Below are 22353 nucleotides of genomic sequence, written 5' to 3'. Positions count from 1 at the left end.
GTATAGTACAGTTTGAGTCGTGACTCGTACTCCTGGACCTCGCGCGTGGGCGGCCCTGGCCGTCCTGACCCTGGCCGTGACCCTGCTGGCCATCGACTCCACGGTGCTGGCTCTGGCCATTCCCTCGCTGAGCGCGGACCTGAGCCCAACGGCCAGCCAGCTGCTGTGGATCGGTGACATCTACTCCTTCACCCTGGCGGGTCTCCTGGTCACCATGGGCAATGTCGCCGACCGTATCGGTCGACGGCGTCTCCTGCTCATCGGGACGCTCGGTTTCGGCGCGGCCAGCGTTATGGCGGCTTTCGCGCCGAGTGCGGGAGCCCTTATCGCAGCACGCGCACTGCTGGGCATCGGCGGCGCCACGATCATGCCCTCCACCCTCTCCCTCATTCGCAATATCTTCCCCGACGCTCATCACCGCACCACCGCCATCGCGATCTGGTCGGCCGGCAGCTCCGGTGGCACAGCCCTGGGGCCCTTAGTCGGTGGGGCATTGCTGGAGCACTTCTGGTGGGGCAGCGTCTTCCTCATCAACGTTCCCGTGATGGTGACTGTCATCCTCGCCGGCCTGTGGCTCCTGCCCGAGTCGAAGAACGATCACGGCGCCCCGGTCGACCTGGTCTCCGCGATCCTGTCGGTGCTCGCGATCGTGCCGATCGTCTATGCCGTCAAGTCCTTCGCCCATGACGGCCTGACGGTCGTTGCCGTGGTGGCCCTGCTCGCTGGACTCGGTGCCGGGTTGCTGTTCCTGCGCCGCCAGGGCACGCTGGCGACACCGCTCATCGACGTCGAACTGTTCAAACGCCCCGCCTTCACCTGGGCGATCCTCGCCACCGTCCTGGCGATCTTCTCCCTGGCAGGCCTGCTCTACTTCTTCTCCCAGTACCTGCAGCTCGTCCGGGGCTACTCCGCCCTCCGGGCGGGCCTGACCGAGCTCCCCACCTCGTTGGCCTCCATCGCCGTTATCACGGTCGTGGCCGCGGTGGTACGCAGACTCGGAAACGGCCGGGTGCTCGGAGGCGGTCTGATTCTGGCAGCAGGGGGCCTCCTCGTCGTCGCCGTGGGCGAGTCCTACGGTGGGATCGTGGTGATCTGTATCGGCCTGCTCGTCATCGGCGCCGGCGTCGGCATGGCCTTCACAGTCTCCACCGGCGCGGTCCTGGGATCGGTGCCGGCGGACCGGGCCGGAGCGGCCTCCGCCATCTCCGAAACCGGTCTTGAGCTCGGTGTCGCCCTGGGGATCGCGGTGCTGGGAACGATCCAGGACGTCGGCTACCGGTTCATGCTCGGGCGGACTCCCTCGAGTCTTCCGGACCGGGTGGCCGATGCCGCCGAGCAGTCCCTGGCCACCCTGTCGGGCATCATCGACCGGAGCGACCTCGGGCAGACCCAGCTGCTCGAGCGGGCTCAGATAGCATTCACCCATGCCATGCAGGCCACGGCCGTCATCGCCGCCATCATCCTCCTGGTCGCGGGCGTCATGGCTGCACGTCATGTTCCGGCCACGAGTGAGACGAGTGAGGAGACCGCATGAGAACCTCGAAGCGGGACCGCATCATTGCCGGGGCGCTCGAGCTCGCCCACCGAGACGGCTTCGACGCCCTCACCTTCGACGCCCTGGCTGAGCACGTTGGACTGACCCGAGGCGGAGTCATCTACCACTTCCGCTCCAAGACCGAGCTCCTGGAGGGTATCGCTGCGGCCTTCCAGGAGCGGTGGCGGGCCGAGGCGTTGGAGGCACTGGGCAAGCCGCTGGAGGAGGCGAGCTGCGGCGAGCGCATCGAGGCCTTGGCGCGCTCAGTAGTCAACGGCGAGATCCTCCCCGGAGAGGTCAGCTTCATGATCTCGACCACGCCGGAGGCCGAGACGATCAAGAATGCCTGGGACGTGCTGCGTGACGAGTGGGTCGGGGAGGTGCCCGAGCTCACCCCGATGCAACGCGTGGCGCTGCTGGCCGTGGACGGCTGGTGGGCCAACCGTGCTGTCGACAGCCGCAGCCGTAACCCCGATGAGCCCGCCATCGCCGACCTCATCGTGTCCCTGGTGGCGGGAAACCTGCCTGACCAGAAGCTCTTCAAGCCATCCGATAAGGACTAATGACCCACAAATGTCTGCACGTTGTGCTTGAGAAGCACTGGGGTCATGGCACGATGGGCCCATGAGCGAGACCACCGACGACACCGACCTCCCGGAGTCGAACGTCTTCGCCAGGCCATGGTCGCTCGACCTGGGCCTGCCCGGATTCACATCCGTGGACCATGCCGACATCGAACCGGCCATTCGGGCCGGGATCGCCGCTGAGCGTCAGGAGTGGGAGGCGATCGCCACCAACGAGGCCGAACCCACAATCGCCAACACGGTCGACGCCCTGGAGCGATCCGGTGAGCTCCTGGAGAGGGCACTGACGGTTCTGGACGCTCTGACCTCCGCCACCGACTGCCCGGACCTCGATGAGCTCGAGGAGATGCTGGCCCCGGAGCTGGCGGCGCACTCCGATGCCTACCACCTCGATGAACGCCTCTATCGACGTTTCAAGGCCCTTGATGATCGCGTCGCCACCGCGCCTGACGGCGAGGACGTGCGCGACGCCGACGGCGTCATCATTGACGCCGAGACCGCTCGCCTCATCCGCCTGACCGTTGAGGGGTTCGAGCGTAACGGAGTCGGTCTGGACGAGTCCGACACGGACGCCCTCAAGAAGATCAACGCCCGCGTCAACGCGCTCAAGATACGCTTCTCGGTTCTTGCCACCGAGGCCATGCATGCTGCTGAGGTCACCAACGTCACGGTTGTGCCGGCCCTGACCAGCACCCGGCCTCACGCCGCCCGGCTCGCCCTGATGGAGAAGTCCATGAACCGGGGGCTGGGCGGACAGGGCGGCACCGGTGATACCCGGGATATCGTCCTGGAACTCGTGGCACTGCGCGCCAAACGAGCCGCTCTCCTGGGCTTCCCGCACCACGCCGCCCTCGTGGCCGCGGAGTCGGCCGCTAGAACCACTGAGGCGGTGTCCGAGATGCTGATCCGTCTCACGCCGCCCGCCATGGCCAATGCCTGCCGCGACGCCCAGATCTACGCCGCCCGCATGGAGCGCGATCCCCAGACCCGGGAGGGGGAGACTTTCGGCCCCGCCGACTGGCCCCTCTATGAGGCCGCAGAGCGCAAGGAGCGCTTCGGCGTCGACGACGAGGTCCTGGCCCCCTACCTGGAGCTGTGGAGCGTTGTCACCAAGGGCGTCTTCTACGCCGCCAACCGTCTCTACGGCATCACCTTCCATGAGCGCGAGGACTTGGCCGAGCACATGTACGCCCCCGGAATACGAGTCTGGGAGGTGCGCGACGGTGAGGAGCCCCAGGCGCCGGTCCTGGGACTCTTCGTCGGCGACTACTACGCCCGGGCGGGCAAGTCCGGAGGTGCCTGGATGGACAGTCTCGTCACCGGTTCAACGCTCACCGGCCGCAAGCCGGTGGTCATCAACTGCTGCAACATCGAGCAACCCACCTCCGGCCCGGCCCTGCTGACCTGGGATGAGGTTGTCACCTGTTTCCACGAGTTCGGGCATGCCCTGCACGCCCTGTTCTCCGAAGCCCGCTACCCGTCAGCCTCCGGGACCGCCGTGCCCCGGGACGTCGTCGAGTTCCCCAGCCAGCTCAACGAGAAGTGGGCTCTTCATCCCGATGTGCTCGCCGGCTACGCCCGCCACGTGGACAGCGATGAGCCCCTGCCGACTGAGCTGGCCGAGCAGCTGCGCGGACAGGGTGCCTTCGGTCAGGGCTACGCCACCACCGAGTACCTGGGCGCCGCCGTGCTCGACCAGGCTTGGCACACCTTGGCACCCAATGAGGTCCCGAGGGACGTGCACGAGGTCGCGTTGTTCGAGCACCGGGCTCTGGCTGAGGCGGGGATCAACGATGCGCTCGTGCCGCCCCGGTATCGCAGCACGTACTTCTCCCACGTCTTCGCCGGAGGCTACAGCGCCGCCTACTACGCCTACATCTGGAGTGAGGTCATGGACGCCGACGCCATCGCCTGGTTCACCACCGACGGCGAGATCAACGGCGACCTCGGCCTGAACCGCAAGGCCGGAGAGGCGTTCCGTCGCGAGTTCCTGGCCCGTGGAGACTCCCGGGACGCCTTGACCTCCTACCGCGCCTTCACCGGGCGCGAACCCAGCATTCCGCCTCTTCTGAAGCGACGCGGACTCACCTGACGGGAACAGCCCGCGTTTTCACCCTCTCATCACCGGAAGGATCACAATATGGCTCGCGTCACCATCGTCGGCGGTGGGTATGGCGGCATTACCATTGCCAAGGCCCTCGACGACGTCGCTGAGGTCACTCTCGTGGAGCAGAAGGACACCTTCGTCAGCCACGCCGCGGCGCTGCGGGCAGCCGTTGACCGGGACTGGGCGGAGAAGATCTTCCTGCCCTATGACCGGCTCCTGACCAATGGGCGGATCGTCCACGGAACGGCGCTGGCTGTTCATGGCACCACCGTCGAGGTCTCCGGTTGCGGACCGATCGAGGCGGACTACCTGGTACTGGCCACCGGGACCGCCTACCCCTTCCCGGCCAAGCACATGGAGTCCTCCTCCACTATCGCCAAGGCCCGCATCGAGAGGGTGCACACCAACCTCGAGCAGGCCTCGCGCGTGCTCATCGTAGGAGCCGGCGCCGTCGGTATCGAGCTGGCCGGTGAGATCACCTCGGCCTTCCCGGACATCAAGGTGACCATGCTGGAGGCTGCTGACAGGATCCTGCCTGCCGGCGACTACAAGCCGGAGATCCGCGAGGACATCTCCGCTCAGCTCGCCCAGCGCGGCGTGGAGGTCATCACCGGTGACTCGCTCAGTTTCCTGCCCCCGGTCGACGTCGGCGTGCTCTCACCCTTCCGGGTCACCACCCAGGGCGGACGGCGCCTGGAGGCGGACATGTGGTTCCGCGCCTACGGCTCGGCGGCCGCCACCGGATTCCTCGGCGAGGACTACGACGAGGTGCGCCACTACGACGGCACGATCCGCGTTGACGAGTATCTGCGGGTGGTGGACCACCCCGGTGTCTGGGCCATCGGTGACATCACGGACGTGCGCGAGTCCAAGCGCGCCGACGCCGCCCGGGCCCACGCCCGAGTCGTCGCTCGTAACATCACCGACCTCATCGCGGGTCGGGAACCCAGCGCGACCTATGCCCCCGGAACTGAACGGATCATCCTGCCTCTGGGCCCCGACGGCGGCGCCTCCCAGATTCTGCGCGACGGCGTGCGCGTCATCGTCGGACCTGAGGAGACCAGCAGGATCAAGGGGGAGGATCTCTTCCTGGGCCTCATCCGCCAAGCGTTGGGGGTCGAGCGGGACGCGTGATCACGGCGCAACGCCCCCAGGCATTGCCACCCGCCTCATACACCGGGCGGGGGAGAGCCGGTAGTGTGTCCTACATGACGAACGACCCGCGGTCCGCGCTCAACCGACTCATTGCCGCCTTCGAGGCGCACCTGGATGCTGCCGCGACCGGTGACGAGTTCTCCCCGGCCGTGGTCGCGGCCGAGAACGCCCTCCAGGACGCCTTCTTCACCTACGACGACTCGCTGTTCACCGCCTACGGCATCGAATTGCCCTTCGAGGCCTTCGACTCCGATGGCGATGACGAGGATGAGGACTACGACGATGACGGCGAGTACGACGATGATGAGGACTACGACGATGACGGCGACGAGGAGGACGAGGACTACGACGACGAGGACTGACTGAGGCCTCTCTGCAGTCTATCGCTCAGTAACGGGGTCCGAGCCAAGCGCACGGGCCCCGTCTGCTGCGGGAGGAGGACGGACGCGGTGTCAGAATCGCAGGCGCGGTTAGTTCACCGCCGAGGCATATGATACGGTGATATTTCTCAGGTGAGCCTTACCTCATGAATTGGGGTCGGGCATTCCGTATCCGGTCGTCCTCACGAAGATAGGAATCTCGATGCTCGTGTCTCCCTCTCGCCGTCGACTACTCGCCACGACCCTCTCAACGGCGGGGCTTCTCGTCCTGGCCGCCTGTGGATCGAAGACAGCGAGCTCTTCAGGCTCCCAGAGTTCCGGGACGGAAACCGCCGCATCCACGGGAGTGAGTGGTGCAGCCGCTTCGAGTGGCAAAACGACCACTTACCCCGTCACCCTCAAGCACGCACAGGGGGAGACCACGATCAAGGAGGCGCCTCGGCGTGTCGTCGTCCTGGACTACGGCGTCCTGGACTCCATGGCCGCCCTGGGGCTGGCCGATCTCGTCGTCGGGGTTCCGAAGAGCGGCGGCAACCTGCCCGAGTCACTGTCCCAGTTCCAGGATGACAAGTACAAGGACATGGGAGGCCTCAAGGAGCCCAAGGAGGAGGCGATCGCCGGGCCGGGCCGGACCTGGTGATCGTCGCGGGCCGCACCGCCAAGTCCTATGGGACCTTCTCGCAGAAGTTCACCACGATCGACATGAGCGTCAAGCCGCAGGGCGCGAGCGGGTCGGCCGCGGCCACACCGGAGCAGGGCGGTGAAGGAGGTAACGGAGACAAGGGCAAGAAGAATGAGCCCTCCGCCTCGATGACTGAGATCCTCACCAGCCATGCCACGATCCTGGGGTCGATCTTCGGAAAGACGAGTGAGGCCGAGGCCAAGGTCAAGGAGTTCACCGATGCCGCCGCAGAGGTTGCTGCCCTGGCCAAGAACACCGGCAAGGGGCTGTGCCTCATGACCACCGGCGGCAAGGTGAGCGCCTTCGGCAAGGGCTCCCGCTTCGACGTCCTCTTCGACGAGTTCGGCGTCTCAGAAGCTGTTGAGAACGTCGACGAGGCGACCCACGGTGAGGCCGTCTCCTTCGAGTTCATCGGACAGGCCAACCCCGACGTCCTCTTCGTCCTGGACCGCGATGCCACGATCGGTCAGGAGGGCTCCTCCGCCAAGGAGATCCTTGACAACGAGCTGGTCACCGCCACCAACGCCTGGAAGAACAACAAGGTCCACTACCTCAACGGGCCCGATTGGTACCTGCTTGGCGCCGGCTTCGGAGTCAGCCCGCGCATGGCCAAGGAGATCAAGGGCGACCTGTCCGCATGAGCCTCAAGCGCCCTGACGTCGCCTCTGGGGCGCGGCGATTGGGGCTGCCTCTCCTGATCAGTGGCATCCTGCTTCTGCTCGCCCTGGGGTTCGTATCGGTGTGTATCGGAGTGGCGGACTTCGATCCAGCGGATCTGGTCCGCTCCAGTTCGCAGGGTCGCTCCATGCGCCTCTTCATGGTCTCCAGGGTGCCGCGCACTCTGGCGGCTGTCCTGTCCGGCTCGGGCATCGCCGTGGCGGGAGCGGTCATGCAGATGAGCGTACGCAACCGCTTCGTCTCCCCGACCACGGCCGGGACGACCCAGTTCGCCGTCGTCGGGCTGCTGCTCGTGGCTCTCTTCGCACCGGGCACCAGCGTCCTGGGTAAAATGGCGGCGGCCTGCGCGTGCGCGGTCGCGGGATCGGCCGTCTTCCTGTGGCTGCTGCACCTACTGCCCCACCGGCGCACACCCGACGACGTGACCGTTCCTCTCATTGGTCTCATGCTCGGCGGAGTGGTGGGAGCGGGCACCACCTTCGTGGCCTGGCGTCACGACCTGCTTCAGTCACTGGGATCCTGGACCGCCGGCGACCTCTCCCGGGTGCTGGCCGGACGCTATGAGCTGCTGTGGCTGGTGGCCCTGATGGTCCTGCTCCTCTACCTCGCCGCCGACCGCCTCACGGTGGCGAGCCTCGGGGCGGAGACGGCTACCGGGCTCGGACTGAGCTATCACCGCACCATCAACCTGACGATCATGGCCGCGGCAGTCATGACGGCAGTCAGCGTCGTCGTCGTTGGGAGCCTGCCCTTCCTCGGGCTCGTGGTCCCCAACGTCGTCTCCCGGCTCATGGGAGACAACCTGCGTCGAAGTCTGCCGGTCATCGCCGTGGGCGGCGCAGTCCTGACGTTGGGCTGTGACATTGCCGGACGCGTGGTCCGCTACCCCTACGAGATTCCCCTGTCCGTCATCATGGGTGTCGTCGGTGCCGGTGTCTTCGCCGTACTCATCCTGCGAGGAGTGGAACGTGGCTGACGTGCTGTCCCGACGTCGTCGCCGGGAGAACCAGAGTGCCGTTCTTCGCCTCGTGGTCGTCCTGGTCCTGGTACTTGCGGCCGGCGGAGTCTTCCTGGTCATCAACGCCTTCGACCCGTTGCTGGTCCTGCCCTACCGGTTGCCCTCCCTGGGGGCGCTCGTATGTGTGGGATGGGCCAGCGGCGTCTCCACCGTCATGTTCCAGACCGTCACGGGCAACCGGATCCTCACGCCCTCCGTGCTCGGCCTGGACGCGCTCTACGCCCTGCTGCAGGTCGTTCTCCTCCTCATGCTGGGAGCAGTGGGATTCTCCTCCCTACCGGACCTGTGGGCCTTCGTTCTGACACTCGTGGTGATGATCGGGGTGTCCGTGACGTTCATGGGAGCCGTGCTCGGCGCCAGACGCTCGGTGACCACGCTGGTGCTTCTGGGCGTCGTGCTGGGAACCTTCCTGCGCTCGGGGACCACCTTCATCCAGCGACTCCTGGCCCCCAACGACTTCCTCGTCCTCCAGGACCGGCTCTTCGCCTCCTTCGGCTCTATCAACCCGGACCTGCTGGTGCTATCGCTCGCTCTGACCGCCGTGGTCTCGATTCTGGCGATCCGTGAGTTGCGGGCGCTCGACATTGTGGCCCTCGGTCCCGACGTCGCCACTGCGCTGGGAATCGACCATCGCCGTGTCAGCCGGCGCGTCATGGTCATGGTGGCCGTCCTGGTATCGGTGTCCACGGCCCTGGTCGGGCCGATCATGTTCCTGGGGCTGCTCGTGGCCCACCTGGCCTACTGGGCCGCCGGCACCAACCGTCACGTCATCACCGTACCCATGTCGGCGCTCGTAGCCATGCTCGTGCTCATCGTCGGGCAGACGGTATTGGCGCATGTCCTGGACGCGGACAACATCCTGTCCGTCATCATCGAGTTCCTCGGTGGGCTCACCCTCATCGTCCTGATCATCAGCTCCAGGAGGCGTTCATGATCAAAGTGCGTGGTCTCGCCAAGTCGTACGGCGAGCGTCAGGTCCTCTCCGACGTCGACCTCGATCTGCCGGCCGGCGGAGTGATCGGGCTGGTCGGCGCCAATGGGGCAGGTAAGTCCACACTCCTGTCCGTCATGGCTCGACTCCTGGGGGCCGATGCCGGCACCGTGGAGGTCGGTGGACTGGATGTCACCACGACCCCGGGGCGCCAGCTGGCCACCGTTCTGTCCGTCCTCAAGCAGGACAACCACCTCGCTGTGAGACTGACCGTGCGCGACCTGGTGGGTTTCGGCCGCTACCCACACAATCGGGGACGCCCCACCGAGCATGACGAGACGATCGTCGACCAGGCCCTGGAGTGGATGGACCTGACTGACCTGGCCGATCGCTACCTCGACGAGATGTCCGGCGGGCAGCGCCAGCGTGCCTTCGTCTCCATGGTGCTGGCCCAGGAGACGCCTTACATGCTCCTGGATGAGCCCCTCAACAATCTGGACATGGTCCACTCGGTGGCCATGATGCGCCGCCTACGCGCGGCTGCCCACGAGTTTGAGCGCACAGTGGTCATCGTCATGCATGACATCAACATGGCCGCCGCGTGGTCGGACCAGATCGTCGCTATGCGTGACGGCAGGGTCATCCTTCAGGGGACTCCTGAGGAGACGATGACCCGGGAGTGCCTCAGCGAGGTCTTCGGCATGGACGTGCCCGTTCACGAGGTCGACGGCAGGCGCGTCGCTCTCGTGTGGGGCTGATCCTCACCAGCCGGCGCTCAGCGGCGCCGACTGGTTCAGCCGAGTGGCTTAGAAGCGCTCGGGGTAGCCGAGCTGTAATGAGGTGACCTCGTCCAGGGCGTGGCGGATCTGGACCGGGAGTTTCAGGTCATCGGCTGAGAGCACCCCCTGGAGCTGGGCCGGCGTGCGTGCCCCCACGATGCTCGAGGCGATCCCGGTGGCGTCACGGGCCCAGGCCAGCGCCACCTCGGCCGGCTTGCGGTCCAGGCCCGAGGCCGCCGTGGCCACGGCCTCAACCACGCCCCGGTGCGGATCGCCCAGGTAGGGCGACACGTAGGAGCGCAGGTGCGGTGAGGCGGCCCGTGAGTCCGGCGGGATCGTGGCCCGGTACTTGCCCGTGAGGACGCCCCGCCCCAGGGGGGCGTAGCTCAGGATGCCGAAGCCCAGGGCCTGGGAGGCGGGCATGAGCTCGCGCTCGATGCCCCGGGAGAGTAGGGAGTGCTCGACCTCGACGGCGGCCAGCCCCGGTCCCCGGCCGCCCTCGCTGAGCAGGTCGTACATGCGCACCGAGGCCCAGGCCGGGTGGTTGGCGATCCCCACGTAGCGGGTGCGACCGGAGGAGACGGCCAGGCTCAGGGCGTGGGCCGTCTCCTCCAGGGGCGTGGTGGAGTCCGGCACCTGAACCAGCAGCAGGTCGAGGTGGTCGGTGCCCAGGCGGGACAAGCTGATGTCGAGCGTATCCAGCAGCGAGCCTCGGGAGGCGTCGGCCACCGAGGAGCGTTCCCCGGTGCGCCAGGTGCGCACCCCGGCCTTGGAGACCAGGACGAGGTCCTGACGGTCCACATGCTCGCGCAGGAGCGTGCCGATGACCTCCTCGCTGACGCCCTCGCCGTAGGAGGCGGCGGTGTCCACAAGGGTGCCTCCGGCATCGAGGAAGATGTCGAGCTGCTCCTTGGCCTCGAGCTCGTCGGTGTCCCGGCCCCAGGTCATCGTGCCCAGACCCACGGAGGACACTCGCAGGCCGGTTCGGCCGAGTCTCCTGTGCTCCATAGGCCTAACCGTAGCGGTTCGACCTACTTGCGCACGGTGATGGTCCAGGCCGCGTTGCCGGTGCGCTCGAACTCGGTGACGGTGTAGCCGTTGTCGGCGGCCCAGGCTGGCAGCGTCTGGGTTCCCTGGGTGCAGTCGAAGCCGATGACGAGCTCGTCTCCGGTGTCGAGGTCCTCCATGGCCTCTTCGGCCTCAATGACGGGGAAGGGGCAGACCTGGCCGGTGGTTTCCAGAACAGTGCGCATGAATATCTCCCTGGTGTCGGTGTGCTTTCAAGCGGTGGTGGGGATGTGGGCGGCGGTGCGCTCGGCGCGTCGCCGCTGCCGAGGGCGGATGAGGAGGAACCAGGCGGACGCCCCGACCCCCAAGATCTGGAAGACGAGGGCTGTCCAGCCCTGCCATGACAGAAGCGAGGTCTGCACCAGGGCGTTGCCGATGGAGCAGCCACCGGCCCACACTGCGCCGATCCCCATGAGGGCGCCGCCGATGATGGAGCGCTGGATGACCTGGGCGCTGGGCACACGAACGCGGAACTCGCCGGAGGCCTTGGCGGCGATGTAGGAGCCGAGCAGGATACCCAGAACCAGGAGCACGCCCCAGTCGAGTCGCTTGGTGTCACCGGTGATGATGAGTCCCACCAGATTCGATGACGGCGTCGTGATCCCGAGCCCATCCGGGCGCCCCGAGGCCCAGGACGTGGGCCACGCGACGACGGCGACGATACCGACGAGGAGTCCTGTGACCAGCGGGTTCCACTGCTTTTCCAGCAGCAGGTGGGCCAGTCCCGTGCGCTGTGCGGTCAGCTGGACCTGGGCCGGGCGACTGCGCCCCAGGACGACGAAGCGGTGCACCACCACGCCGGTGACCCCGGCCAGGATGACGACGCCGACTCCGTCAGGCACCCCGATGGTGGCGGGGATGGTGGTGAGGTCGGTGACCCACAGCCCCTTGACCCGTGCGGTCACCCCCGACAGGAGCCCGGTCTTCGACGCGGCCGCAGTGGTGGCGTATGCCACGAGTGCGAACCAGGAACCGACCAGCCCCTCGCCCGCACGGTAGTAGGTGCCGGTGGCGCAGCCTCCTGCCAGGACGATCCCGGCTCCGAAGAGGAAGGAGCCTAAGGCGGTGGCAATCACCGACAGCCTGGGGATCTCAGGAGTGATGTAGCCTGCGCCAGTGAGGACGGCGACTCCGAGCGCCTGAACGGCGATGGCCAGTAGGAAGGCCGTGAACCAGCGCCAGGAGCGGGAGACCCACAGGTCGCGGAAGGCCCCGGTGATGCAGAAACGGCCTCGTTGAAGGAGGAAGCCGAGGACGGCTCCAACGATGAGTCCAGTGAAGATGGTGGGTGATGGCACGGTGTGGTCCTTATCCGGCTGCTGCTCTCAGGAACAAGCAGCCTGCGTGGGGACCGGTGACGCAGCACAGGGAGAAAGGAACAGAGACAGGCCACGTCATCCGATGGGGGAGTGAGGTGGAGGCCTGGCTGGACGCGGCTGATGGGGCGCCGTCTCAGGGGCGCCGGGAGCCGGGGAGGACGATCTGTCTGAGACCGCCTCAGAACGCCCGAACCAGGCAGTGCATACACATGCCGGCTCCGCGCAAGGCGGTGCGGGCGGTGTGAGCCTGGGCGACGTTCATGTGCTTCTCCGTTGGGAAGTGGCTGGCGACGATTATCAACCGCTACGGACTGTAACCGACTGCTTCTCGCCGTGGCAATTACTGAACGGTGGCTGGGATCAGGCGGCAGTGCGGCGGGCACTCAGGAGACGGGTGACTCCTTCGTCGGGTACCTGCGGCGTGGTACCGCCGAAGATCGGGCACTGGGCCTGGAAGGCGCACCAGTCGCACAGTCGGGAGCGGCGCGGACGGAACTCCCCGGTGCGGGCGCAGTCCTCGACTTCGTCCCACAGGTGGGCCAGACGGGTCTCGGTCCGTTCCAGCTCGGCCAGACGAGGATCGTGGGTCAGCACGCGCCCGTCCTTGAGATAGACAAGCTGGAGCCGGGCCGGCGCCTGTCCTCGCAGGCGCCACAGCACCAGGGCGTAGAAGCGCATTTGGAACAGCGCCTCCTCCATGAAGCGCGTGCCGGGGCTGCGGCCGGTCTTGTAGTCGACCACGCGCATGGCGCCGTCGGGCGCCACGTCCAGGCGGTCGACGAAGCCCCGCAGGAGCAGGCCGTCACCGGTCTCGGTCTGGACGAAGAGCTCGCGCTCGGCCGGCTCCAGACGCTGAGGGTTCTCCAGGGTGAAGTAGGTGCGGATGAGGCCGCGGGCCTCCTCCAACCAGCTCTCCACCTGCGCTGAATCAGCGAACAGCGCCATGACCTCCGGGTTCTTCTGCCGGTGAGAGGCCCACTGGCTGGGTAGCAGGTCAAGCGCCGCTTCGGGCTGGCGATCGGAGGCCGGCAGGTCGTAGAGACGCTCCAGCACGCCGTGAACCACGGTGCCCTTGTGCGTGGCCAGGGAACCGGGCTCGGGGAGGCGGTCGACCGTGCGCAGGCGGAACATGAGCGGGCACTGCATGAAGTCCTTGGCTCGCGATGGTGACAGGGCGGCGCGGCGCCGGTCGTCGGAACCGCCTCTCGGGCCACCACGGGTGCCGGGACCCGTGGGCCTGGCACCCGTGGTGGCGGAAGAGGTGGTGACGGTGCGCGGCTCACTGGACATGGGGGCGACGCTACCGCGGGGAGGTGCCAGGACGTCGGACATGAAGACGGTTGCTCCACGGCCGGCGTCGTCGTCGGCATGGGAACCGGCTGTGGCCTCCGAGCAGATGCGGCGAGCCGCCCCCGACGGCGTTAGGCTCACGCTCATGCCTGCCTCCTCATCGACCGGCGAGTGGGTGATCGCCCGTATCGGCGGCGCTCCCGTCGTCATCTCGCCGACCTCGCTCCTGCTCGGCCTGCTCATCGCCGGCAGCTGGTACCCGCTGGTCTCCGCCGCGCTGGGGCCCTTCGGCACCACGACGGTGCTGCTCGTGGTGGTTGCCACGGTCCTGGGCGTGGCCGCCTCGGTCCTGCTGCACGAGCTGGCCCACGGGCTGGCCGGTACCCTCATGGGGCGGCGTCCCACCCGCTACGAGCTCTACCTGTGGGGCGGGCGCACGTCCTTCGGACCGGCACGGGAGTGGACCGCGTGGAAGGACCTGGTGACCTCTCTGTCCGGTCCGGCGACCAACCTGCTCATCTGGCTCGTTGGGACGCTGGTGCAGGACTCCGCGCGTCTGCCGGTTCCCGCGACCTTCACGGTGTGGGCCGTGACTCTGGTCAACCTCGCCCTGGCCGTCTTCAACGCCCTGCCGGGACTACCCCTTGATGGCGGCTACGCCCTGGCCGCGCTCGTCATCCAGGTGACCGGAAACCGCAGGCTGGGGCTCAAGGCGGCCGGCTGGGGTGGGATCGTCGTGGTCGGCGGCGTGGTGTGGTGGTGGATCCTGCGTCCGCTTCTGCTTGAGGGGCGCCGGCCCGACGCCTTCAACCTCATCCTGGTCGTCATGGTGGGGTGGTCGATCGTGGCCTCCAGCTGGCAGGTCCTTGAACTCGGGGGAGGCGCCCGGGCCGCCTCGAAGCTGAACCTGCGCGAGCTGTCCCGGCCCGTGCACGTCGTCGGACCTGACACGCCCCTTGCCCAGACGCGCGAGGCCCTCACACGCGGAGCAGCCCTCGTCCTGGTGGCTGACGGTCCCGAGCTCGTGGGCACGATCGATGAGGTCTCCCTCGGCGAGGTCGGACTCTGCGACACAGTGGCCGCGTCCGGCGCCGATGTGACCGCGGCCCAGGTCTGCACGGTGCTGCCGGCAGCGGCGGTGACGACTGAGCTGACCGGCCAGGCGGCCGCCGACGCCATGAAACGAGCCCGAGAGGTCTCCCGCTGGCTGGTACTCGTGGACTCGGGAACCCTGAGTGGAGCCGTCCCCACCGGCGCGCGCTGAGGAGCAGCGCGACTGAAACGCCCAAGCGGCCCGACCATGCGAAAGGATCGTCAAGCTTATCGGGGCCGAACGTACTGTGGATGATAACCTTCAGTTCGGATCAAATGCTTCGGGGTATCCGTGTTAGCGTCATCTTCTAAGGTGAAACCATGAGCGACATCAACTCTCAGGACCTCTCTCAGGAGATCCTGGCTTCGCCGGCCAAGGCATCGATCTTTCTCACCGTGACCATACGGAGCGGAGGCGAGGCCCAGGTCATCGATCTGCTGACCGATGTGTCCGGGTTGACCCAGGCCGTTGGTTTTCGCTACCCCGAGACAATGCTCAGCTGCGTCGTCGGCATTGGGGCAGGCATGTGGGACCGTCTTTTCGACGTGCCTCGACCTGAGTATCTGCACGATTTCACGGCACTTCAGGGAGGAAAACACAGTGCTCCGTCGACGCCAGGAGATCTGTTCTTCCACCTGCGCGCCGCAACGCTCGACATGTGCTTTGAGTTGGTGCGCCAGATCATGCGCCGACTGGGCTCCGTGGTCGACACCTACGATGAGGTCCACGCCTTCCGCTACCTGGACAATCGAGACCCTCTGGGCTTCGTCGACGGTACCGAGAGTCCGCGGGGGCAAGCGGCTGTCGCAGCGGCGCTCATCGACGAAGGTGCTTGGGCGGGCGGCAGCTACATCATTGAGCAGAAGTACATCCACAACCTCACCGCCTGGGACTCGTTGAGCATCGAGGAACAGGAACGCGTCATCGGTCGCACCAAGCTCGATGACATCCAGCTTCCTGATAATGAGCAGCCTACCAACAGCCACGTGACCATGAACACCATTGAGGACGCCGACGGCAACGAGCTCCAGATCGTGCGTGACAATCTCGCCTTCGGTGAGGCCTCCGGGGACCAGGGCACGTTCTTCATGAGCTACGCCGCAGACCCACGCGTCACCGAGCTCATGCTCAGGCGTATGTTCCTGGGGGAGCCCGAGGGCAACTACGACCGCATTCTCGACTTCTCCACACCCCTGACAGGGTGTCTCTTCTTTGCTCCGCCGGCCGCTTTCCTCGACGACGCCGACCAGTACGCGCATGCTGCCGTCCGACCTGAGGCCGGGCAGGAGGACCCAACCCAGCCCGCCACTGAGCTGAGCGCCGCCAGAGGTCTTGGGTTCAATGCGTCTTCTGAAGCGCCGCGTGACCAGACACCAGATGATCACGGGAACGGTGCGGGCTCCACTGCTGCACCGTCCGATGGATCCCTTGGGATCGGAAACCTGAAAGGCCGAGTATGAACAACCTGCATCGACAGCTCGCCCCCATCTCCGAGGCCGCCTGGGGTGAGATCGACCAAGAGGCGCGGCGCACCTTCATCCGCTGGATCGCCGGACGACGTGTCGTCGACGTGGTTGGACCCGACGGAGCGGATCTGGCGGCAGTACGCACCGGTCACCAGGTACGTGTGGATACCCCCTTCGAAGGTGTCCAGGCCCACCAGCGTCAGGTCCGGCAGATCGTCGAGCTGCGGGTTCCCTTCCGGGTGAGCCGCGAGGCCGTCGATGCCGTCGACTGGGGAGCCCAGGACTCCGACTGGCAACCCGTGAAGGACGCTGTTGCTCAGATCGCCAGAGCCGAGGACGGCATTGTCTTCGCCGGGTTGACGAGCGCGGGCATTGAGGGGTTGGTTCCCTCAAGTTCCAACCCTGTCGTATCGCTCCCGCAGCCGAAGGATCTTCCTGACGCCGTTGCTGCTGCTCTCAAGGAGCTCCGCCTCGCCGGAGTCGAAGGTCCATACGCCCTCCTGCTTTCCGCCGAGCTGTGGACCGCCGTCGCCGAGACCACTGATGACGGATACCCGATCCGCAAGCACATCGATCGCCTCCTGGATGGCGAGGTCCTATGGGCTCCCGCCATTCAGGGCGCCGTTCTGCTGAGCACGCGGGGCGGTGACTATGAGCTGCACCTCGGCCAGGACCTGTCCATCGGATATCTCTCACACGATGCCCAGTCGATTGAGCTCTATCTCCAAGAGACGCTCACCTTCCTTCCTTACACCTCCGAGGCGAGTGTCGTGCTGACGCACTGAGGCCACGTACCGGTCATACACTCGCTTCTGATGAGCGAGCAGACTGAGCACACCGAGCACACGGCGACCTCACTCGAGAAGCCGCACCAGCGCCCGGAGCCGCAGGAGGTCCTGGGGCAGGCGGGCCGTCGCGGTCCCTTCCGCTACGGCGAACGCATCCAGGTCACCGACACCAAGGGCCGTAAGAACACCTTTCTGCTCGACCCCCACGGCTACTTCCAGTCTGTGCGCGGTTCCTTCCGCCACCGTGACGTCGTCGGCATGGACGAGGGCAGTGTCATCGAGACCGACACGGGCCATGAGCTGCTCCTACTGCGCCCGCTCCTGGCCGACTACGTGCTGTCCATGCCCCGCGGTGCGCAGGTGGTCTACCCCAAGGACTCCGGACAGGTCATCGCCATGGGCGACATCTTCCCCGGCGCCCGCGTCCTGGAGGCCGGGGTCGGCTCTGGCGCGCTGACCATGAACCTGCTCTCAGCCATCGGCGAGAGCGGTCACCTGCTGTCCATCGAGCGCCGTGAGGACTTCGCCCGGATCGCCGCCTCCAACGTGGACGCCTGGTTCGGCCGGCACCACCCCGCCTGGGAGCTGCGCACCGGGGACTTCGCCGACGTCGTCGCCGCCCGGGTGGAACCGGCCAGCATCGATCGGGTGGTCCTGGACATGCTCGCGCCCTGGGAGAATGTCGAGGCCGCCTCCGCGGCCCTGGCCCCGGGCGGGCTCTTCCTGGCCTACGTCGCCACCGTCACCCAGCTCTCGCGCACCGTGGAGGCCCTGCGCCACAGCGGGCTGTTCACCGAGCCCGAGTCCTGGGAGTCCATGGTGCGCACCTGGAATGTGGACGGGCTGGCCGTGCGACCCGACCACCGTATGGTGGCGCACACCGGTTTCCTCCTGACCGCCCGGCGCCTGGCCGCAGGCTCGCGGCCCCTGACCCGTAAGCGCCCGCCCGCCCGCGGCGCCTACGACGAGGGCGGCTACTGGCTTCCCGACGACGTCAAGGAACGCACCAGTACCGACAAGAAGGTCCGTCGCGTCCTGCGCGACTGCCGGGCCAAGCAGCCCACCGACGCCACCGTCGTTCAGGACGGGACCGCCGACCACACCCAGGACAGCGCTCATGCCTGAACCGTCTGCAGCCGGCGCCGATACGGTGCAGCCGCTGGGCATGCCCGCCAAGGACTTCACCAGCCATCAGCTGCGCGAGGCCCGCGCCCAGGCCGTCAGCCTGGCGGCCAAGAACGAGCGCCTCGTCGCCGCCCTGGGCACCGCCCGCGAGCGCATCACCGAGCTCGGTCGGCAGCTCGACGCCGTCACCCGGCCCCCGGTCACCCTGGGACTGCTCGCCGACCTTCCCAGTACAGGGGATTCTGGGGACTCCGGGCAGGCGGGGGAGGGGGCCTCCCAGGAGCGTGAGGTCGCCGTGAGCCTGGCCGGACGTCAGATGCTCCTGCACGTCCACCCCGGCGTGGACGATGCCGACCTCCAGGCGGGACGGCTCGTGGCCGTCAACGACCAGATGCTCGTCGTCGCCACCCTTCCCGAGCCCCAGACCGGCGAAGCCGTCACCCTCGAGGAGACTCTCGACGACTCCCGTGTCCTGGTGAGCACCGGCGGAGGAGGCACGAGGGCCCTCACCCTGTCCTCCTCGCTGCGCCGTATCGCCGGGACCGGAGAGGGGCTTAAGCCCGGCGACACTCTGGCCGCCGACCTGCGTGCCGACATCGCCACGGCCCTCATCGAACGCACCAACGTTGAGCAGCTCGTCGTTGCCGAGACCCCCGACGTCTCCTGGGAGGACATCGGGGGACTGGGGCCGCAGATCGAGCAGATCCGCGATGCCCTCGAGCTTCCCTTCACTCATCCGGACCTTTTCCAGGCCTATGGGTTGCGCGCCCCCAAGGGGCTTCTGCTCTACGGTCCGCCCGGTTGCGGCAAGACCCTCATCGCCAAGGCCGTCGCCACCTCGCTGGCCGGATCTGGACGTGCCTCGACGCAGGGCCGCTCGGCCGCCTTCCTCAACGTCAAGGGCCCCGAGCTGCTGAGCAGGTTCGTCGGTGAGACCGAGCGGCAGATCCGCGCCATCTTCGACCAGGCCCGCAAGGCCGCGGCCGAGGATCGTCCGGTGGTCATCTTCTTCGATGAGATGGAGGCACTCTTCCGCACCCGCGGCACCGGCGTGTCCTCCGACGTCGAGACCATGATCGTGCCGCAGGTCCTCGCGGAGATCGACGGCGTGGAGTCCTTGCGCAACGTCGTCATCATCGGGGCCTCCAATCGCGAGGACATGATCGATCCTGCCATCCTGCGCCCCGGCCGCCTGGATATGAAGATCTGCATCAACCGGCCCGACGCAGTCGGGGCAGAGGAGATCCTGGCCCGGCACCTGAGAGCCGACCTGCCTCTGGCCCCTGCCGAGCTCGCGGCTCACGGGGGAGACCGCGAGGCCACCGCGTGCGCGCTGCGTCGCGTCGTCGTTGAGACGCTCTACGCGCGAAACGAGGACACCGCCGTCCTGGAGATCACCGAGGCGCACGGGGCCTCAGGCGGTGCTGCTACTCGCACTCTCCACCTGGCCGATCTGGCCAGCGGAGCCATGCTGGCCGCCATCGTCTCCCGGGCCAAGACGGCCTCCATCAAGGACGAGCTCTCCGGGGGAGACGGGGGCCTGAGCGCGGACAGGCTCCGCGTAGCTGTTGAGCTCGAGGCCCGGCAGAACGAGGAGATCACCGGAGCCACCACCCCTGAGGGGTGGGCCCGGCTCATCGGTGCCCGTACCTCGAAGATCCTTGGCGTTCGCAGGCTCGGGAGGGAGAGAATATGAGTGACAGTGGCTTTCAACCGGGGCCGGTGAGGCGTCCCGTCGGCCTGGAGACCGAATTCGGGGTCCTGCGCCCGAGCGATCCTTACGCCAACCCCGTGGTCCTCTCCAGCCAGGTCGTGGAGGCCTACAGCGCTGGGGCCGATGCGCCCAGTGCACGGTGGGATTACGCGGGTGAGGATCCTCTGGCTGACCTGCGTGGCGGCAGGCTCCGCCGCTCCGCGGCGCACCCCAGTCAGCTCACCGATGATCCCGCGCTTCCGGCGCCGTCGGGCGATGCTTCTCCAGTCATGAGGACGGCGGACCCACCACCCGCTCCCTGGGGCTCGCAAGCCCGCCCCAGCGCCGTTGAGGAGGCGTTGCCCCAGGCAGCGGCCACGGTTCTTGTCAACGGGGCCCGCCTCTACGTGGACCACGCCCACCCCGAGTACTCCTCGCCGGAGGTCCTCACCCCCCACGACGCCCTCGTCTGGGACCGCGCCGGGGAGGTGATCGCCCGGCGTGCCATGGCGGTGCTCGACGATGCCGTCGGTCAGGGCGAGATCGTCCTGTACAAGAACAACGTCGACGGCAAGGGGGCTGCCTACGGCTCCCATGAGAACTACCTCGTCCGGCGCGGCCTGCCCTTCGAGGAGCTGGCCGCGATCCTCACCCCCTTCCTGGTCACCCGCCCCGTCCTGGTGGGCGCCGGGCGGGTCGGGATTGGCCAGCGCAGCCAGCGGCCCGGTTTTCAAGTCAGTCAGCGAGCAGACTACGTCGAGTCCGAGATCGGTCTGCAGACCACCTTCAACCGCCCCATCATCAACACCCGCGACGAGCCTCACGCCAATGCTGCGCGTTGGCGTCGCCTGCACGTCATCAACGGCGACGCCAACCGCTTCGATGTTCCCATCTACCTCAAGGTCGCCACCATCGATCTGCTCCTGTGGTTCCTGGAGCAGGCGCACGGCACCGGGGCGTTCAAGGATGCTCTGGCCGAGTTGAGCCGGTTGGCGATCATCGGCGACCCCGTGGAGGAGCACTGGGCCGTATCCCACGATCCCACCCTCACCTACGAGTTGACCACACGGGCCGGGACCATGAGCGCCCTGGCGATCCAGCGCGCCTACTTGGAGATCATCAGTCCCGCCGTGACGCGCGCCGGAGACCCGGAGTCGCAATACGCCCTGGACCTGTGGTGCCAGGGCCTCGTCGCCCTGGAGCAGTGGAGCCGCGATGGCTCCGGTCCAGCGGCCCACCTGGTGGAGTGGGTCGCCAAGTACGAGCTCTGCGAGGGACTGCGCCGCCGGTCGGGAACCGGTTGGGACGACGCCCGTCTGGCCGCCCTCGATATCCAGTGGGCCGACCTGCGTCCAGGACGCTCAGTGGTCGACAAGCTCGACGCGGCAGGTCGGATCCACCGCCTGGTCACCGAGACCGAGGTCGAGCGGGCCGCCGACGCGCCTCCCAAGGGAACGCGCGCTGCCATCCGCGGAAGCGCCATCAACCGTTACCCACAGGTCGTGGGCGCGTCCTGGACCTGCTTGGTTCTCGACATCCCCGGCCACCCCGAACTGCTGCGTCTGCGTCTGCCCGACGACGTCGCCGTCGGAGCGGATGAGACGGCGACCATCCTGGAGGAGATTGGTCGTCGGGTAGCACCTGCGAGAGACTGACTCCCACGGCGCCGACCTACGATGCGCTGACCGAGACGACGAGTGAAGGGGAACATATGACGCCGCAACACGCCAACCAGTCTCACGGACAGGCTCGTCGCGTCGGCGTCGAGTCCGGTGTCGAGGGCACGGACGACCAGATCAGCGCCGGAGCCCCGATGGCGTTGACCCGGAGCATCACAGACGCCCAGGCCGCAGATGTCGACAGCATCCTCGATGAGATCGACTCGGTCATCGAGACCAACGCAGCGGCCTTCGTCCAGGGCTTCGTCCAGAAGGGCGGCCAGTGAGCATGAGCGGCTCACGGCCCCTGGCGCGCCGCATCATCGGGGTGGAGACCGAGTACGGCATCACCTGTGCCCCCGCCGGAGACGGCCTGCCGCCCCTGGACGCCGATCACGCGGCTCGCGAGCTCTTCGACCCCGTCGTCCAGCGCTCGCGCTCCTCGAACATCTTCACTCGTGGAGGTGCCCGTCTCTACCTCGATGTGGGCTCCCACCCGGAGTTCGCCACCGCCGAGTGCGACCGCCTTGAGGACCTGCTCGCCCAGGACCGCGCCGGCGAGCTGGTCATGGCGGACCTGGCCCAGCAGGCCAACGTCCGCCTGGCCGCAGCGGGCGTTCCCGGACAGATTCACCTGCTGAAGAACAACCGCGACGCCGAGGGCAACGGTTTCGGCTGTCACGAGAACTACCTCGTGCGCCGTCGTGGCGATTTCTGGAACGACGCGCGCACACTCGTACCCCACTTGGTGACTCGGCAGATCCTCGTCGGCGCAGGACATATCGCGGGCAATGACGAGGCTCGTCCCTCGGGCAGCAGTCTCAGCGGCTACGTCTTCTCCCAGCGGGCGGACCAGATGTGGGACGCCGTCTCCTCGGCCACGACCCGCGCCAGACCACTGATCAACACCCGCGATGAGCCTCATGCCGATGCCGAACGCTACAGGCGCTTGCACGTCATCGTCGGGGACTCCAATATCGCCCAGGGATCCACCCTGCTCAAGGT

At 67.3% G+C, this 22353-nt stretch carries 22 protein-coding genes; 18 read left to right on the top strand and 4 right to left on the bottom strand.

Features of this window, described 5'->3' with window-relative positions; all coding sequences use genetic code 11:
- The first annotated feature begins 19 nt into the window (after window positions 1-19).
- The 10 genes from RWR81_RS04730 (at window position 20) to RWR81_RS04685 (ending at window position 9827) form a co-directional block, all read left to right on the top strand.
- The gene (locus RWR81_RS04730; protein WP_314455177.1) at window positions 20-1534 is read left to right on the top strand and encodes an MFS transporter; all 1515 of its coding nucleotides are present in this window, start codon (window positions 20-22) and stop codon (window positions 1532-1534) included.
- The gene (locus RWR81_RS04725; protein ID WP_314455174.1) at window positions 1531-2097 is read left to right on the top strand and encodes a helix-turn-helix domain-containing protein; all 567 of its coding nucleotides are present in this window, start codon (window positions 1531-1533) and stop codon (window positions 2095-2097) included. Before RWR81_RS04730 ends, RWR81_RS04725 begins: the two co-directional genes overlap by 4 nt.
- 61 nt (window positions 2098-2158) lie before the next feature.
- Window positions 2159-4210, top strand: coding sequence for a M3 family metallopeptidase (locus RWR81_RS04720; protein ID WP_314455171.1), 2052 nt, complete (start codon window positions 2159-2161; stop codon window positions 4208-4210).
- A 48-nt stretch (window positions 4211-4258) separates the two neighbouring features.
- Entirely contained in the window at window positions 4259-5359 is a 1101-nt protein-coding gene (locus RWR81_RS04715) for an FAD-dependent oxidoreductase (RefSeq protein WP_314455168.1), read from the top strand.
- Window positions 5360-5433: 74 nt separating this feature from the next.
- The gene (locus tag RWR81_RS04710; protein WP_314455165.1) at window positions 5434-5742 is read left to right on the top strand and encodes a DNA primase; all 309 of its coding nucleotides are present in this window, start codon (window positions 5434-5436) and stop codon (window positions 5740-5742) included.
- Between the two features lie 220 nt (window positions 5743-5962).
- Window positions 5963-6400: a hypothetical protein gene (locus RWR81_RS04705; protein ID WP_314455162.1), complete on the top strand. Its 438-nt coding sequence runs from the start codon at window positions 5963-5965 to the stop codon at window positions 6398-6400.
- Complete coding sequence (locus RWR81_RS04700; protein WP_314455159.1) at window positions 6397-7083, top strand: ABC transporter substrate-binding protein; 687 nt, start codon at window positions 6397-6399, stop codon at window positions 7081-7083. The genes RWR81_RS04705 and RWR81_RS04700 overlap by 4 nt, the downstream gene beginning before the upstream one ends.
- On the top strand, window positions 7080-8096 hold the full coding sequence (locus tag RWR81_RS04695) for an iron chelate uptake ABC transporter family permease subunit (RefSeq protein WP_314455157.1): 1017 nt from the start codon (window positions 7080-7082) through the stop codon (window positions 8094-8096). The genes RWR81_RS04700 and RWR81_RS04695 overlap by 4 nt, the downstream gene beginning before the upstream one ends.
- Window positions 8089-9072, top strand: a complete 984-nt coding sequence (locus tag RWR81_RS04690; RefSeq protein ID WP_314455154.1) for an iron chelate uptake ABC transporter family permease subunit — start codon at window positions 8089-8091, stop codon at window positions 9070-9072. Before RWR81_RS04695 ends, RWR81_RS04690 begins: the two co-directional genes overlap by 8 nt.
- Window positions 9069-9827, top strand: a complete 759-nt coding sequence (locus tag RWR81_RS04685; protein WP_314455150.1) for an ATP-binding cassette domain-containing protein — start codon at window positions 9069-9071, stop codon at window positions 9825-9827. The genes RWR81_RS04690 and RWR81_RS04685 overlap by 4 nt, the downstream gene beginning before the upstream one ends.
- 48 nt (window positions 9828-9875) lie before the next feature.
- Here RWR81_RS04685 and RWR81_RS04680 read toward each other — a convergent pair whose 3' ends face one another.
- The 4 genes from RWR81_RS04680 to RWR81_RS04665 form a co-directional block, all read right to left on the bottom strand.
- On the bottom strand, window positions 9876-10856 hold the full coding sequence (locus RWR81_RS04680) for an aldo/keto reductase (protein ID WP_314455147.1): 981 nt from the start codon (window positions 10854-10856) through the stop codon (window positions 9876-9878).
- Between the two features lie 23 nt (window positions 10857-10879).
- Complete coding sequence (locus RWR81_RS04675; protein ID WP_314455140.1) at window positions 10880-11101, bottom strand: sulfurtransferase TusA family protein; 222 nt, start codon at window positions 11099-11101, stop codon at window positions 10880-10882.
- A gap of 27 nt (window positions 11102-11128) precedes the next feature.
- The gene (locus RWR81_RS04670; RefSeq protein WP_314455136.1) at window positions 11129-12214 is read right to left on the bottom strand and encodes a YeeE/YedE family protein; all 1086 of its coding nucleotides are present in this window, start codon (window positions 12212-12214) and stop codon (window positions 11129-11131) included.
- A 381-nt stretch (window positions 12215-12595) separates the two neighbouring features.
- Window positions 12596-13672, bottom strand: coding sequence for a PD-(D/E)XK nuclease family protein (locus RWR81_RS04665; RefSeq protein ID WP_314455133.1), 1077 nt, complete (start codon window positions 13670-13672; stop codon window positions 12596-12598).
- On the opposite strand from RWR81_RS04665, the gene RWR81_RS04660 reads away from it, so the two are divergent.
- The 8 genes from RWR81_RS04660 to RWR81_RS04625 form a co-directional block, all read left to right on the top strand.
- Entirely contained in the window at window positions 13671-14789 is a 1119-nt protein-coding gene (locus RWR81_RS04660; protein WP_314455131.1) for a peptidase M50, read from the top strand. The genes RWR81_RS04665 and RWR81_RS04660 overlap by 2 nt on opposite strands.
- 149 nt (window positions 14790-14938) lie before the next feature.
- Window positions 14939-16078 carry a Dyp-type peroxidase gene (locus tag RWR81_RS04655; protein ID WP_314455128.1) on the top strand — a complete coding sequence of 380 codons (1140 nt, stop codon included), beginning with the start codon at window positions 14939-14941 and terminating at the stop codon, window positions 16076-16078.
- Window positions 16075-16869: a family 1 encapsulin nanocompartment shell protein gene (locus RWR81_RS04650; protein ID WP_314455125.1), complete on the top strand. Its 795-nt coding sequence runs from the start codon at window positions 16075-16077 to the stop codon at window positions 16867-16869. The genes RWR81_RS04655 and RWR81_RS04650 overlap by 4 nt, the downstream gene beginning before the upstream one ends.
- 30 nt (window positions 16870-16899) lie before the next feature.
- Window positions 16900-17997, top strand: a complete 1098-nt coding sequence (locus tag RWR81_RS04645; RefSeq protein WP_314455123.1) for a tRNA (adenine-N1)-methyltransferase — start codon at window positions 16900-16902, stop codon at window positions 17995-17997.
- On the top strand, window positions 17990-19693 hold the full coding sequence (gene arc, locus RWR81_RS04640) for a proteasome ATPase (protein ID WP_314455121.1): 1704 nt from the start codon (window positions 17990-17992) through the stop codon (window positions 19691-19693). Before RWR81_RS04645 ends, arc begins: the two co-directional genes overlap by 8 nt.
- Complete coding sequence (locus RWR81_RS04635) at window positions 19690-21345, top strand: proteasome accessory factor PafA2 family protein (RefSeq protein WP_314455118.1); 1656 nt, start codon at window positions 19690-19692, stop codon at window positions 21343-21345. The genes arc and RWR81_RS04635 overlap by 4 nt, the downstream gene beginning before the upstream one ends.
- 56 nt (window positions 21346-21401) lie before the next feature.
- On the top strand, window positions 21402-21635 hold the full coding sequence (locus tag RWR81_RS04630; protein ID WP_314455115.1) for a ubiquitin-like protein Pup: 234 nt from the start codon (window positions 21402-21404) through the stop codon (window positions 21633-21635).
- A 2-nt stretch (window positions 21636-21637) separates the two neighbouring features.
- Window positions 21638-22353: proteasome accessory factor PafA2 family protein (locus RWR81_RS04625; RefSeq protein ID WP_314455113.1), on the top strand; the 716-nt coding region annotated here is incomplete at its 3' end.

The sequence above is a fragment of the uncultured Actinomyces sp. genome (assembly GCF_963526355.1).
GTDB lineage: Bacteria > Actinomycetota > Actinomycetes > Actinomycetales > Actinomycetaceae > Actinomyces.
The sequence above is the reverse complement of the archived record's forward strand: the minus strand, read 5'-3'. Positions and strand labels throughout refer to the sequence as shown.

What these genes read in the sequence shown, in the direction of transcription:
- RWR81_RS04725 (WP_314455174.1), top strand. Translation starts at nt 1,531, where the DNA reads ATGAGAACCTCGAAGCGGGACCGCATCATTGCCGGGGCGCTCGAGCTC.
- RWR81_RS04720 (WP_314455171.1), top strand. Translation starts at nt 2,159, where the DNA reads ATGAGCGAGACCACCGACGACACCGACCTCCCGGAGTCGAACGTCTTC.
- RWR81_RS04715 (WP_314455168.1), top strand. Translation starts at nt 4,259, where the DNA reads ATGGCTCGCGTCACCATCGTCGGCGGTGGGTATGGCGGCATTACCATT.
- RWR81_RS04710 (WP_314455165.1), top strand. Translation starts at nt 5,434, where the DNA reads ATGACGAACGACCCGCGGTCCGCGCTCAACCGACTCATTGCCGCCTTC.
- RWR81_RS04705 (WP_314455162.1), top strand. Translation starts at nt 5,963, where the DNA reads ATGCTCGTGTCTCCCTCTCGCCGTCGACTACTCGCCACGACCCTCTCA.
- RWR81_RS04695 (WP_314455157.1), top strand. Translation starts at nt 7,080, where the DNA reads ATGAGCCTCAAGCGCCCTGACGTCGCCTCTGGGGCGCGGCGATTGGGG.
- RWR81_RS04685 (WP_314455150.1), top strand. Translation starts at nt 9,069, where the DNA reads ATGATCAAAGTGCGTGGTCTCGCCAAGTCGTACGGCGAGCGTCAGGTC.
- RWR81_RS04680 (WP_314455147.1), bottom strand. Translation starts at nt 10,856, where the DNA reads ATGGAGCACAGGAGACTCGGCCGAACCGGCCTGCGAGTGTCCTCCGTG.
- RWR81_RS04675 (WP_314455140.1), bottom strand. Translation starts at nt 11,101, where the DNA reads ATGCGCACTGTTCTGGAAACCACCGGCCAGGTCTGCCCCTTCCCCGTC.
- RWR81_RS04660 (WP_314455131.1), top strand. Translation starts at nt 13,671, where the DNA reads ATGCCTGCCTCCTCATCGACCGGCGAGTGGGTGATCGCCCGTATCGGC.
- RWR81_RS04665 (WP_314455133.1), bottom strand. Translation starts at nt 13,672, where the DNA reads ATGAGCGTGAGCCTAACGCCGTCGGGGGCGGCTCGCCGCATCTGCTCG.
- RWR81_RS04655 (WP_314455128.1), top strand. Translation starts at nt 14,939, where the DNA reads ATGAGCGACATCAACTCTCAGGACCTCTCTCAGGAGATCCTGGCTTCG.
- RWR81_RS04650 (WP_314455125.1), top strand. Translation starts at nt 16,075, where the DNA reads ATGAACAACCTGCATCGACAGCTCGCCCCCATCTCCGAGGCCGCCTGG.
- RWR81_RS04645 (WP_314455123.1), top strand. Translation starts at nt 16,900, where the DNA reads ATGAGCGAGCAGACTGAGCACACCGAGCACACGGCGACCTCACTCGAG.
- arc (WP_314455121.1), top strand. Translation starts at nt 17,990, where the DNA reads ATGCCTGAACCGTCTGCAGCCGGCGCCGATACGGTGCAGCCGCTGGGC.
- RWR81_RS04635 (WP_314455118.1), top strand. Translation starts at nt 19,690, where the DNA reads ATGAGTGACAGTGGCTTTCAACCGGGGCCGGTGAGGCGTCCCGTCGGC.
- RWR81_RS04630 (WP_314455115.1), top strand. Translation starts at nt 21,402, where the DNA reads ATGACGCCGCAACACGCCAACCAGTCTCACGGACAGGCTCGTCGCGTC.